The sequence below is a fragment of the Rania fehmarnensis genome (genome assembly GCF_056494185.1).
The window spans coordinates 5,141,509-5,155,141 of record NZ_CM151398.1 but is presented as its reverse complement, the minus strand read 5'-3'; the positions used below and the strand labels follow the sequence as shown (position 1 = coordinate 5,155,141).

At 55.7% G+C, this 13,633-nt stretch carries 7 protein-coding genes; 3 read left to right on the top strand and 4 right to left on the bottom strand.

Annotated features, from left to right (window positions below; genetic code table 11):
- The first annotated feature begins 99 nt into the window (after positions 1–99).
- A complete protein-coding gene (locus tag SH573x_RS17385; protein ID WP_479348920.1) occupies positions 100–1,512 on the top strand; it encodes an outer membrane protein assembly factor BamB family protein in 1,413 nt (470 codons plus the stop codon).
- A gap of 131 nt (positions 1,513–1,643) precedes the next feature.
- On the opposite strand, the gene asnS is transcribed toward SH573x_RS17385, so the two are convergent.
- The 4 genes from asnS to alaS form a co-directional block, all read right to left on the bottom strand.
- A complete protein-coding gene (gene asnS, locus SH573x_RS17380; protein WP_479348919.1) occupies positions 1,644–3,068 on the bottom strand; it encodes an asparagine--tRNA ligase in 1,425 nt (474 codons plus the stop codon).
- Complete coding sequence (locus SH573x_RS17375) at positions 3,068–4,135, bottom strand: thioredoxin-disulfide reductase (protein WP_479348917.1); 1,068 nt, start codon at positions 4,133–4,135, stop codon at positions 3,068–3,070. Before SH573x_RS17375 ends, asnS begins: the two co-directional genes overlap by 1 nt.
- A 457-nt stretch (positions 4,136–4,592) precedes the next feature.
- Entirely contained in the window at positions 4,593–5,567 is a 975-nt protein-coding gene (gene argF / locus SH573x_RS17370) for an ornithine carbamoyltransferase (RefSeq protein WP_479348916.1), read from the bottom strand.
- A 227-nt stretch (positions 5,568–5,794) separates the two neighbouring features.
- A complete protein-coding gene (gene alaS, locus SH573x_RS17365) occupies positions 5,795–8,626 on the bottom strand; it encodes an alanine--tRNA ligase (RefSeq protein ID WP_479348914.1) in 2,832 nt (943 codons plus the stop codon).
- A 354-nt stretch (positions 8,627–8,980) separates the two neighbouring features.
- On the opposite strand from alaS, the gene SH573x_RS17360 reads away from it, so the two are divergent.
- Together SH573x_RS17360 and SH573x_RS17355 are read left to right on the top strand one after the other, a co-directional pair.
- The gene (locus SH573x_RS17360) at positions 8,981–10,198 is read left to right on the top strand and encodes an efflux RND transporter periplasmic adaptor subunit (RefSeq protein WP_479348913.1); all 1,218 of its coding nucleotides are present in this window, start codon (positions 8,981–8,983) and stop codon (positions 10,196–10,198) included.
- A gap of 65 nt (positions 10,199–10,263) precedes the next feature.
- Positions 10,264–13,509: an efflux RND transporter permease subunit gene (locus SH573x_RS17355; RefSeq protein WP_479348912.1), complete on the top strand. Its 3,246-nt coding sequence runs from the start codon at positions 10,264–10,266 to the stop codon at positions 13,507–13,509.
- Positions 13,510–13,633: the final 124 nt, after the last annotated feature.

Genomic DNA, 13,633 nt, shown 5'->3' with positions numbered 1-13,633 from the left:
CATTCGCCCTCCCCGCGCTGATCTGCTTGTTTGGCACCACCGGCCGAGATATAAAGCTTTGCTGCGCGTTCCCGCACTTACTCTGCAAAGGTATACACCGTGGTCCGTCAATTCCTGGTTCTCATGATGTGCCTGGCAGTCGTAGAGACTCTGACGGCGCAGGAGATTGCTTACTTTCGTCATGATCATGGTGTGGTCGGTGACGATCAGCGGTTACCGGATGATTTGTCCAAAGCCAAATTGTTGTGGCGAACGGAATTGCCTCCCGGTCATTCGACACCTTGCGTGTGTGGTCCATTGGCCATCGTCACCACGTGGCAAGCGGAAGAGAAGCAGTTGGAGACGGTGGCGGTGGATCGAGCCACCGGGGCGATTCGCTGGCGACAGCCTGTACCGACCGAGTCGATCGAAGCGGTGCATCAAAGCGGCAGTCCCGCGACTTCTTCGCCGGCTTGCAATGGCCAGCAGGTCTTCTCATTCTTCGGTAGTTATGGATTGTTATGTTACGACATGGAAGGCAAACTGCTGTGGGATAAGAAGCTCGGTCCTTTCCAAGATGAATTTGGCGCGGCCAGTTCGCCGGTGCTGGTCGATAACCTGGTAATCCTCAACGAAGATCACGATATCGACAGTTTCATTATTGCGATCGACCAGTCGACCGGTGAAACCAAGTGGCGCACAGCTCGTGAAGAATCGACTCGCAGCTACTCGACGCCAATTATCTTGCAGCGTGATGGCCGCAAAGAGATCTTGGTGGCTGGTTCGCTGCAGCTGACTGCGTACGATGTGGCAACTGGTGAAAAGGTATGGTGGTTCAATGGACTGTCGCGCATCGTGGATTCAACTCCGGTTATTCGCGATGGCCTGATCTATTTGGCCACTTGGACACCCGGCGGTGATAAGGGGGAACGCATTGCCATGGAACCTTTCGCCGAGGCGCTCAAGAACTATGACAAGAACTCTGACGGCGCCATAACGCAGGACGAATTGCCTGCCGGCGGTCCAGTTCTAGATCGCTTCTTTCGCATCGATCTCAATCAGAATCAGAAACTCGAACAAGATGAATGGCAGCGGCAAGCCAGTGTCTTTGAACGAGCTCAGAATATCGCCGTGGCGTTGGAACCCGGCACCAGCGGATCACTGGCACCTCAATATGTGCGCTGGAGTTATGATCGAGCCTTGCCCATCGTGCCCAGTTCGGTTGTGTACGCTGGCACCATGACCATGGTCAAAGATTCCGGAATCATCACCATCCTGGACAGTTCCAGCGGCAAGCCGCTACAACAACTACGAGCAGAAGGACGCGGCAACTATTTCGCTTCGTTGCTAGCGGGTGACCATAAAGTTTTTATGCTTAGCGAAAGCGGAGTATTGACTGTACTGAAAGCCGGTGCGTCTGGCGAGATCTTGTCCTCGCATGATTTCAAAGAGCGAGTTATGGCATCGCCAGTCGCTAAAGCGGGTGTGCTTTACATTCGCACCGATGCCGCCCTCTATGCGTATGGTTTATAAACCAAGCCAACGGCGTTAGCCGCGGTTTTCCACCGCTTGCTTGCAAGGTGACGTAGGGCGGATTCAGCTTGGCATGTTGGAATTGCCGCACACAGGCTGGAAGCCTATGCCACACATTCCGCTACTGCGTTTTAGAATTCGGCGGAACCTGGGGTTCGGGGGAAGGGAATGCAGTCGCGGATGTTGGTCATGCCGGTGACCCACTGGACGACGCGCTCCAGTCCCAATCCGAAACCACTGTGAGGCACGGTGCCGAAACGCCGCAGGTCGATGTACCACCAATAATCTTGCTCGTGCAAATCCATCTCTTTCATGCGAGCCAGCAGCACATCGAGTCGCTCTTCGCGTTGGCTGCCGCCGATGATTTCGCCTACGCCGGGAACCAGCACATCCATCGCCGCGACGGTTCGTCCGTCATCATTGCAACGCATGTAGAAGGGCTTGATCGAGCGTGGATAGTTGTACAGGATCAGCGGACCTTTAATGTGTTGCTCGGTCAAGTAACGTTCATGTTCGGCCTGCAGATCGCAACCCCAAGTGCACGGATATTCAAACGTTTGACCCGACTTGGCCAAGATGTCGACAGCTTCGGTATACGTCAAATGTTCAAACGGTTTATTCAGCACTGCCGAAAGGGACGCAGTTAGGCCAGGCTGGATACGTTCGTCGAAGAACGCCATATCTTCCGAGCACTTGCTGAGAATGTCGCTCAACAGTCGCTGAATAAAGCGTTCGGCCAGGCCCATGTTGTCGGAAAGTTCGAAAAACGCAGCTTCAGGTTCGATCATCCAGAACTCTGCCAGGTGTCGACTGGTGTTACTGTTTTCAGCGCGGAAGGTCGGACCGAAGGTGTAAACCTTTCCCAGTGCCGTAGCGTAGATCTCGCCTTCAAGCTGTCCAGAGACTGTCAAGTAAGCCGACTTGCCGAAGAAATCTTGTTCGAAGTCGATCTTGCCATCTTTCAGCGGGAGCTTGTCGAGCGGCAAGGTGGTAACGCGGAACATTTGTCCAGCACCTTCGCAATCGCTGGCGGTGATGATCGGCGTGTTGAGATAGAAAAAGCCTTCGTCTTGAAAAAACTGATGCGTGCTCATACTGAGTTGATTGCGCACGCGGGCCAGGGCACCAAAGGAATTGGTACGCGGGCGCAGGTGAGCCCACTCGCGAAGTTTTTCGAAGGTGTGCCGTTTCTTTTGAAGCGGATACTCTTGCGGGTCCGCTATGCCGATCACACGCACGGAACTGGCCGCCAACTCCGTGGCCTGCCCGGCCCCTTGGCTCGGTTTCAGTTGGCCACTGCATACGATCGACGAACCAACCGACAAGTTGGCAATGTCGGTGGCGTAGTTGGGCAGAGCAGCTTCGGCGATCACTTGCAAGTTGGCAAGCGAACTACCATCGTTGACTTCGATGAAGCTGAATCCGCCTTTGCTGTCGCGGCGCGTACGCACCCAACCACGAACTTCGATCTCCTGGCCAATGTGTTGCGGATCGCGGGCCGCCAGCACGCTAATCCATTTCGCTTGGCTCGTTCCAGTGCTCTCAGCTTGGCTCATCAATGTCCCTTTTCTACCAAGTATCGTTCTGCGTCCAGCGCAGCCATACATCCGGTGCCAGCCGAGGTGATGGCTTGCCGATAGTAATCATCGGCCACGTCGCCAGCCGCGTAAACGCCTTCGACGCTGGTGACGGTGCGGAATGGTTGAGCCCACTGAATATATCCGTTGGGCTTCATGGCTACCTGGCCTTTGAGGAAATCGGTGTTGGGCGTATGACCGATGGCCACAAACATGCCACCCACTTGCAGCTGGCTGACCGTTTTATCGACGGTGTTGCGCAGTTTGAGGCCGGTAACTTGCTTGCCGTCGCCCAGCACTTCTTCGACCTGGCTGTTCCAGACCATTTTAATCTTGGGATGGTTCAACGCGCGTTCTTGCATGATTTGCGATGCGCGCAATTCGTGTCGGCGGTGAATTAAGTAGATGGTGTCGGCATTTTTTAGGTTCGCCAAATAGGTGGCTTCTTCGACCGCCGAGTCTCCACCACCGATCACAGCCAGCGGTTTAGAGCGGTAAATGGGCAAGGCACCATCGCATACTGCGCACGCGCTGACGCCTTTGTTCTTGTACGTGTTTTCGGATTCCAAGCCCAGATAGTTGGCTCGTGCGCCCGTGGCGATGATGACTGTGTGCGATTTTACCGCATCGCCATTGGCGGGTTTAATCGTGAAAGGACGCGAGGAAAAGTCCACTTCGACCACATCGTCACTGATCACGCGGGTACCGAAGTTCAGCGCCTGCTGCTTCATCAGTTCCATCAATTCGACGCCCTGCACTGCATAGTGGGGCTGACCGTCGCGAACGTGACCAGCCGGCGCCGGTGGCAGATTCCAATGCCGATCTTTGTCGACCGCGCTTTCGACAAACGCGCGGATGTTGCCGGCCGGAAAGCCTGCGTAGTTCTCGACTTCGGTCGTAAATGCCAATTGGCCCAGCGGAATCATCTCAGGCTTGACCGTTCCCTCAAAGAGCATCGGATGCAGGCTGGCGCGCGCCGCATAGATGGCTGCCGACCAACCAGCCGGACCGCTACCAATGATCACCGTCCGTTCAACTTCACTCATCACCCACCAACTTCCTTACTCAAACGCTGGCACACGAAAACTAACTGCCGAATTATAGGAGCGGAGGCAAGAGCCCGGTAGTCCGGCTAAGCGGTAGGCGTTAGTCTCCTTGGAGTGCGGTGCCATTTGGCACCGCTTTGATGTCAGCGAAGTCTCCAGCCGCAGCCGGAGTCACCCTGGACGTCCGCATCACCTAGTTCGTGCTGGCTGCGGTACAGTTTGGTTATTACCTCAAAGCTACGGCTACGCCGCAGCACTCCAAGGAGTGCGGTGCCTGAGGCACCGCTTTGATGTAAGTAAAGTCTACGCTGCAGCCTGAGGTCCGCATCACCTAGTCCGTACAGGCCGCGGTACAGATTGGTTATTACATCAAAGCTACGGCTGCGCCCCAGCACTCCAAAAACCGGGGCTACTAACGCCCTCGGCTTAGTGTCCACCGTCTGGCGACGGTGGCTACTTATGAGTAGCCCACGGGCAGGTCGATGCCTTCTTGCTCGAGGCATTCGGCGCCGAGCCAATCTTCTTGAAGGCCGAGCCAAACGAGCAGGCCTTTTTGAGCGTGCATGCGATTGCCAGCCTGTATGACGATCGCGCTTTGCTGGCTGTCAATCACTTCGTCGGTGATTTCTTCGCCGCGGCGCGCGGGCAAGCAATGCAGGATGCGAGCTTTGTTGGGCGCATGACGCATCAGAGTCGCGTTGAGTTGAAACGGCGCAAAGATCGACTTGCGTTTGGCAGCCTCTTGCTCTTGACCCATACTGGTCCAGACATCGGTGTATACGAAATCAGCTTCGGCCAGCGCCACTTTCGCTTCGGTAAATTGTTCGATGTCGGCTTGCGGATAGCTCTGACGAATCTTCTTGATCCAGTTCTCGTCCATGTAATACTCGCGTGGCCCAAGCAAGCGAAAGCGCATGCCAACCATACTGGCTGCCAGCGCCAGGGAGCGAGCCACATTGTTGCCATCGCCCACAAACGCCATGGTCCGACCGGCCAGAGGACCGGCCAACTCTTGCATGGTCAGCACGTCTGCCAAAGCCTGGCAAGGATGGGACAAGTCGGTCAGGCCATTGATGATGGGGACACAATCGTAACTGGCGAGGTCTTCAACTGCATTGTGTTTTTTCGCGCGACAGACAATCACATCAGCGTATTCAGCCAGCACTCGGATGAAATCACCGGTGGCTTCGCGACTCTGCCAGCCAACTTCTTGTCCCAAAAACATGGCCGCACCGCCCAGTTGCAGAATGCCGGCTTCGAAGCTGACGCGCGTGCGCAAACTGGGTTTCTCGAACAGCATGGCTAACACACGGCGAGCCAGCCAGGGCGGACGACGACCGGCAACCAGCAGTTGTTTGATCTGCTGACTAAGCGACAGGACCGTATGCAACTCCTGTTGACTGATCTCAAACAGGGTGAGCAGATGACGCACTTTATTGAATTCCCCCGACCACCAACAAAATAACGCACCGGTCCCACACTCAGGCTCTCACGACGTCGGATGCCAGTCTCGGAGAGACTGGCCTACGTGGTTGGACGTGAGTGAAGGATCGATGCGATGGTGTACTTTTGGGTTGCGCGTGGCCCGTAAACTAGTCACGGGCGATGCGATCTTGTTAACTTGAAAGGGTTGAAAATAACTGGGTTGAGGTGACGGTGTCAAGCTCTGCCGGGATTTTCGAGCATTTCGCGCATGGCTTGTTTTGCAGTTTGGATAGCTTCGGGCAACTTTTCCGGCTGCTTTCCGCCAGCCTGAGCTAAATCGGGTTTTCCACCGCCGCCACCACCAACCACCGGGGCGACTCGACTTATCCACGTGCCCGCGGACATGCCTCGGTCGACCAAGGCTCGGCTAATGCCGGCCACCAACAGCACTTTGTCATCGCCTTCGCGACTGGCCAATAGCACAGCCACTGGCGACGCGCTCTGCTTGCGAATCTGATCGATCCACTGGCGCATCAGGTTGGGCGTAGCCCCACTGGTCTCGACCACAATCACCGAAGTACCACTGACCTGTTCGGCCTGTTCCATCAAGCTGCTGGCCGACACATCGCCAGTGCTTGTTAGCCGACCGGCTTGATCGGTCAATTTATCGAGTTCTTGTCGCAGCGCGCCCAAGCGTGTGGCAATCTCTTGCGGAGCGACATTCAGCAGTCTCGCAATATCGCGCAAAGTCGCCCGCTGGGCTGCGTAGTCAGTCAGAGCAATTGGCTGACCACCCGTGGACGGGCCGGTTTCGCCGCCGCTGCCACCGCCGGCCAACTGCTTCTTGAGATCGCGAACGCGTTTGAGCAACGCTCGAGTTTCGGTGGCCAACTTGGCTGGTACGGTACCGAGCACCTGAGCGGCCTGGCCTAAAATTTCTTCAACTTGCTGGCGATGTTCCGCGGCCCGCACGCCAGTCAGGGCGACCACGCGACGCGTGCCCGATGATACGCTCTCTTCTGCGATGACTTCGAATTCTTGAACCTGATTGGTGTTGGTCAAGTGCGTGCCACCACACAACTCTTTGGAGAACTCGCCCATCGACACCATGCGCACCGGGTCGACGTATTTTTCGCCGAACAGCATCATCGCGCCGGCCTTGCGAGCTTCGCTGAGAGGGATTTGCTGCCAAGAGATCGGCGCCGCTTCTTTCACTCGCAAGTTGACGATGCGTTCCAGTTCATCGACCTGTGCATCGCTGAGCGCCGCTTGGTTGGTAAAATCGAAACGCAACCAATCCGCATCGACCTTACTGCCTTGCTGCTGAGCATGCGCACCAATGCTGGTCTGCAGAGCGTGATGCAACAAGTGTGTAGCCGAGTGAGCCCGAGCGATAGCAGTGCGACGGTTGACATCGACACGCGCGGTTACCTTCTGACCTTCTTTCAATTCGCCAGAGACCACGCGACCTTCGTGAACGATCAGTTCGCCCACGCGTTTGGTATCTTGTACTTCAAACTTTGTGTCACCGCTAACGATCTCGCCAGTGTCGCCAACTTGACCGCCGCCTTCGGCATAAAATGGCGAACGGTCCAGCACCAAGCGCACTAGTTGATTTGCGTCGCCCCCAGCCGACAGACGTCCTAGCAGGCGATCATTATCTTTGGGACCGACGATGATGCCCTTCAGCTCCGCAGAGGCTTCAATCGAGTCGTAACCCAAGAAATCGGTGCGTAATAGCGCCTCTTTGAGCGTTTCGATCGGCCCGGTTTGGAACAGTTCGCGTTGATCGCCACCACTGATACGCTCGTGTTCGTGCATGGCTTCGCGATAGCCGTCCCAGTCGAACGTCAAGTTGCGTTCAGCAGCGATCGTCTGGAATAGCTCGGGTGGTACACCGTAGGTTTGATACAGATTGGCCGCTTCGCGACCGTCGACCATCACGCGATCGCTCGTGGACATCGAATCGAAGACCGACTCGATACGATTCAGACCAGCATCAATGGTGGAGAAGAAGTCGGCTTCTTCGCGTTTGATTACATCAGTGACGCGCGAAATGGTTTCACCCAACTCTGGATAGCAACCCTTCATTGCCTCGGCGACCGCGGGTACCAATTGGTGCAGGAACGGTGCGCGCATGCCCATTTGATGGCCATCCAGCACCGCGCGACGCAACAAGCGTTTGATAACGTAACGCGCCTTCTTCGGTCCAGGGATTACGTTTTCGTGAACCGCAAAGGTACAAGCGCGAACGTGATCGGTAATACGTCGCAGGCGGCGACCATTATCGCTTTCATATTCATACCGTTTGGAACAAACTTCGGCAGCCGCTTGCACGATCGGAAACAAGATGTCGATATGAAAGTTGCTGGGGACGTTCTGCAACACACTGGCGGTGCGTTCCAAGCCCATACCCGTATCAATGTTCTTACTTGGCAATGGACGAAGATTATTGGGAGGCGCGCCAACGCGATTGAACTGGGTGAACACCAGATTCCAGATTTCGACCGACTTGCCGTTGTCCAGCTGGAAATAAATCTCGCTGCAAGGGCCGCACACACCATCAGGTCCTTGGCTGGGCGCGCTGGCTGGCCAGAAGTTTTCATCTTCTTCCATCCGCGAGATACGCGTAAATGGCAGACCGATCTTCTCATGCCAGAAGTTGGCCGCTTCGTCATCATCTTTGTAGACCGTCACGCTTAAGCGTTGAGGATCGATGCCCAGCCACTTCTTGCTGGTTAGAAATTCCCAAGCCCAAGTGATCGCTTCGGGCTTGAAGTAATCACCAAAGCTGAAATTGCCGAGCATCTCGAAGAAGGTATGGTGATAAGCGGTGCGCCCGACGTTATCAATGTCGCCAGTTCGCAAACATTTTTGGCAAGTGGTTGCGCGGGTGAACTCCAGTTTGACCTTGCCCAGGAAGTGATCCTTGAACTGGTTCATGCCGGCAGGCGTAAAGAGTACGGAAGGATCCCACGTTGGCACCAGCACATCGCTCGGTTGCCGCGTGTGCCCTTGAGATTGAAAGTAGGAAAGGTATTTTTCGCGTAGTTCGTCCGTTTTCATCGTTATCCGTCCTTGCCGTCCGTCATTATGGAGATCGTGGCTGTCGATCGCGTAGGTTAAGAAAAGTTGCCAATTGTAGCGTCGATATTAAAAAACGCCTATTCCGCTTCCTGCGTTTGGTTTTTCCCGGAAATCCCGGCCACCGGGTGGTAAAGAAGGTTTAGAATTGGCGGTTAACGCCTTCGGCCTCAATTAGAATGAAGATAGGGCCGCTCGAAATGTCCCACCCGCTCATCCCACCAACCCGACCTCTGGCACATGCAATATCTCAGACACCGGCCCCAAAAACTGGTTCGTTCTTCATTTGTTAGCTTCCAATCCAAGGCAACAGGCATCCTGCAGTGGCGATCCGCAGTGGCATTTTGGTGTATCGCGCTAGCGGCCGGTTGCCAACACTCGGCCCCTGAACCGGTCGCCAAACTGGAAGTCGCCCCTGAACCGCTGAAGGCTGAAGTCACCACCGTGGATCTGCAGTCGTGGCCAGCAGTGATTCGTTGCCAAGGCAGCCTGGTGGCGGACGATCAAACCGTGCTCGGTTCGCGAGTGGCCGGCCTGGTCAGCGACACGCTGGTGGATGTTGGTGATCATGTTCAAGCAGGTCAATTGTTGGTCTCCTTGGACGATACTGAATTCAAACTGCAACTAGAAGCCGCCGAAGCCGCACTGCTACAGGCTCGGGCTCTTATAGGCCTGAAACCCGGCGATCCGATTTCGAAACTCGATCCGCAAAACTCGCCGCCGGTTCGCGAATCCCGCGCTACACTGGAAGACGCCCGCGGTCGCCGAGAAAGATGGCAGCAGCTGCGAAGTCAAAATGCGGTTACTGAAGAGGAGCTGCAAACGCTGCTGGCCGCCGAGAAAGTGGCAGAAGCTAGATATGCGTCGGCCGTCAATGGTGTGAACAGCAATATCGCTCAAGTTGCCGTGCGCACGGCAGAAGTCGATCAGGCCAAACAGCGCATCCGCGATTCGCAAATCGTCGCCCCGTTTGCCGGTGCAGTTCAACAACGCTCGGTTGCCCGCGGCACCTTTGTGCAGATTGGCAATCCACTGCTGATGCTGGTTCGATTGGACGCCTTGCGTTTTCGAGGCACCGTGCCTGAGCGCGCAGCCACCAGCCTCAAGATTGGCCAGCATGTGCGTTTGCTGATCGAATCGATCGATGCGCCCGTTGATGCTGAGATCACGCGTATCAATCCGGCCCTGGACATGGCCAGCCGTTCACTGACCTTCGAAGCTTTACTGGATAATAAGGCCGGCACTCTCAAACCTGGTCTATTTGCCGAAGCGGAAGTGACCATCGACCCACATGCACGAGCGATCGTTATTCACGAATCTTCGCTGGTCGAATTTGCTGGCTCGCAAAAGATTTGGAAAGTCGTCGAGGGCTCGGCCAAGGAACAGATCGTTCGCCCTGGTCGTCGTCACAACAAGCTGGTCGAGATTCTCGAGGGCTTGAACGTCGGCGAGCAAATTTTGGTCGACGGATCACTCGGTCGAGTCGCCCAAGTCATACCTGCCAGTGGTGAAAACACCAAGCTAACTGCCGCCAAAGAATACGCGGCTCCGTAGCAGCCACAAACGGACAGACACACACCTGGCGGCCACAGGCCACACAATTGGGAGCGCTGTTGTAGATGTATTGGTTAGCCGAAGTATGTGTGCGCCGGCCGGTGTTTGCGTTGATGTTGATCGCAGCCTTGCTGGTGGCCGGAGTGGTCGCCTTTCCAAAGCTGGGCGTGGATCGTTATCCCAGCATGGACATGCCCACCATCACCGTGCGCACGACTTATCCAGGGGCCGCTTCGGTCGAAGTCGAAGCTGAGGTCTCGCAAGTGCTCGAAGACGCCGTGGCGACAGTCGCCGGGATTGAGGAACTGCGATCGATATCCTCCGATGGTAGTTCGCTGCTGCTGGTCACATTCAATCTCAACCGCAACTTTGATGCGGCGGTCCAAGACGTACGCGACGCGGTCTCTGGCGTTTTGAATCGCTTGCCGACCACAGTCGATCCACCCATCATTCAGAAGCAGGATACCGACTCTTCACCGGTAATGTCGCTGGCTGTATCTGGACCGCGCACATCTTCCGAACTGTACATGTTGGCCGATCGATACGTCAAGAACGTGATCGAGAGCGCGCCGGGTGTTGGCCAGGTCACGATCTCGGGTTCAGCCGATCGAGCCGTGCAAGTCAATATCGATGCGCGGCGGCTGGCCGCTCATCAGCTGTCGATCTTGCAAGTGCGCGAAGCCTTACAAAGGCAAAATGTCGAAGTACCAGGAGGCCGCGTCGATGAGGGACTCCGCGAGCGCTCGCTCCGCACGCTGGGACGAGTGACCTACGCGCGAAATTTTCCAGACTTAGTGGTCAGCAGCGGCAATCATGCCACGATCCGCTTGAGCGACCTGGGCGACGTTCAAGATGCAACCAAGGAAGTTCGTACCATTGCTCGCCTGAACGGCGCACCGGCTGTGGTCTTGCAAGTGCAACGACAATCAGGCGAGAACACAGTGCGCGTGATCGAGGCGGTCAAAGCACGCTTGCCACGCAGTGAAACACTGTTGCCCGATGATGTAAAGGTGGCTGTCATCCAGGATCAATCGCGCTACATCTTGGCCGCGCTGCATGAGATCGAAGGCCATTTGGTTTTGGGCAGCATCCTCGCATGTTTGACTGTGCTGCTGTTTATGCGTTCGTGGCGCTCGACCTTTATCGCGGCCGTAGCCATTCCTACTTCGATCATCGCTACCTTCGCGTTTATGAAGTTGTTCAACTTCACTCTCAACAACGTAACCATGTTGGCTTTGGTGCTGATGGTGGGCGTGGTGATCGATGATGCTATCGTGGTGCTAGAGAACGTTTTCCGCTGTATCGAAGAGGAAGGTCTGGATCCCTTTACCGCTTCGATTCAAGGCACACGCGAAATTGGTCTGGCGGTATTATCGACTACGATTTCGCTGGTCATCGTCTTTCTACCGGTCTCGTTTTTATCCAGCATTACGGGGCGGATGCTGTTTCAATTCGGCGTCACTGCTACCGTGGCCATTCTGGTATCGATGTTTGTCAGTTTTACACTGACGCCGATGATGTGCAGTCGTTTGCTGCGCAGCGTACCCAAGACGGGCGAAGCTGCGCAGGCTGCCAAGTCGCGCGGCGGATTTTATGCCTGGATCGAAGCTTTCTACCTCTGGTGTTTGCGACTATCGCTGCGTTATCGACCGCTGGTTATGCTGCTTTCAGTCGCGGTTATCGCTAGCAATTTTTGGTTATACACGTGGGTCAAGCAAGATTACATTCCCACGAACGTGGATGAATCGGAATTCGAAGTCAGTTTGTCTGCCGGTGAAGGCACAAATCTGGTTTCGATGAACGAATGTATGTCTCGGGCCGAAGAGCTGCTCAAGCAAGTTGACGGAGTTGAGACGCTCTTGACCACGGTGGGCACACGCGGCTTTGGTGGCGTGAACCGCGGCGACATCTATGTGCGATTGGAAGATATCGACCAGCGCAGTTTTTCTCCCTCGCGATTTGTACGTGGACTATTCAAGGGTGATCCGGGCGAAGCGTTTCGCGGCAACTATACTCAGCGTCAAAAGATGGACGAGATTCGCCAGCTGGTCAAACAGATTTCCGGCGTGCGTGCTTCGGTCCGCAATTTAACCTCACTGCGCACCGGTGCGCCCGTCGATATTGACTTCTCGATCACTGGTACGGATGTGCAGCAACTGTCGGAGTTCAGCGAGAAACTGCGACAGAAGGCGTTGGCCCTGCCGGGTATCGTCGATTTGGACACGACGTTGCGCTTGGACAAACCAGAAATGTTGGCCCGCATTGATCGTGAAAGAGCCGCAGCCCTGGGTATCGACGCTCAGGAGATCGCCGATACGCTGCGCATCGCGGTGGGTGGTGACGATCGGGTATCGCGCTACCGCGACCTGTCGGTCGATGATGCTTACGATGTTGAACTACGCTTGGTCGGCGTTGATCGCCGGGACATCGAATCCATTTCGCAGCTTTATGTGCGGGCCCGACCGAGTCTGTCGAGCGAACCTAGCGCGGGTACTCAAGGGACCTCGCTCGCACCACCGGCGACCGCCTTGTCGCGCATTGACAACGTGGTCCAGTTTGAGTTTGGTAATTCGATTGCCCGCATCGATCGACTGGACCGCCAGCGCATGGTCGCAGTGCGGGCCAACGTCGCGCCAGGCTTTGCGTTGGCCGACCGCATCGATGCCATGCAAGCGGCGGCTCGCGATATTGGCTTGCCTCCCGGATTTGAGACGCGTGTGATGGGGCGCGGACGCGAGTTGGAACGCACCCTATCGGACTTTACCTGGACCTTCGCGCTGTCGTTTGTGTTCATGTATATCGTGCTGGCTGCGCAGTTTGAGAACATGGTGCATCCGATCACGATCTTGTTGTCGTTGCCACTGGCGGTGCCATTTGGACTGATCAGTCTGTACTGGGGTGGTGAGACATTGAATCTCTATTCGGCGCTAGGCATCCTGGTGCTCTTTGGCGTGGTCAAAAAAGCTTCGATCTTGCAGATCGATCACACCAATAATCTGCGCGCCAAGGGCATGGATCGTACAGCCGCGACCATCCTGGCCAACCGCGATCGCTTGCGACCAATTCTGATGACGACCATTTCGTTTGTCGCGGGGTTGTTACCGCTCCTGATTGCCACAGGTCCTGGAGCGGAAGAGCGACGTTCGATTGCTGTGCTGGTAGTAGGCGGGCAAACGCTCTCGCTGCTGCTAACATTACTGGCCGTGCCAGTCATTTATACCTACTTAGATGATTTGGGAGCTTGGATGCTGAAGTTCGGGGTTACGCGACCTGCTCAGCCAACCTGCGACGTAGCCGAAGTCGCAACGTAGCCGATCTCGCCAGAGATTGGATGAATCAAACGTAACGCTTCCAAAGTCTGGCGACTTCGGCTACGGAGCTTTCCCTTAGCTGGCAAGCGATCTACAATATGTGGCAGGCCTTCCTACCTTTCCT

What these genes read in the sequence shown, in the direction of transcription:
- asnS (WP_479348919.1), bottom strand. Translation starts at nt 3,068, where the DNA reads ATGAGCCAAGCTGAGAGCACTGGAACGAGCCAAGCGAAATGGATTAGC.
- SH573x_RS17375 (WP_479348917.1), bottom strand. Translation starts at nt 4,135, where the DNA reads ATGAGTGAAGTTGAACGGACGGTGATCATTGGTAGCGGTCCGGCTGGT.
- alaS (WP_479348914.1), bottom strand. Translation starts at nt 8,626, where the DNA reads ATGAAAACGGACGAACTACGCGAAAAATACCTTTCCTACTTTCAATCT.
- SH573x_RS17355 (WP_479348912.1), top strand. Translation starts at nt 10,264, where the DNA reads ATGTATTGGTTAGCCGAAGTATGTGTGCGCCGGCCGGTGTTTGCGTTG.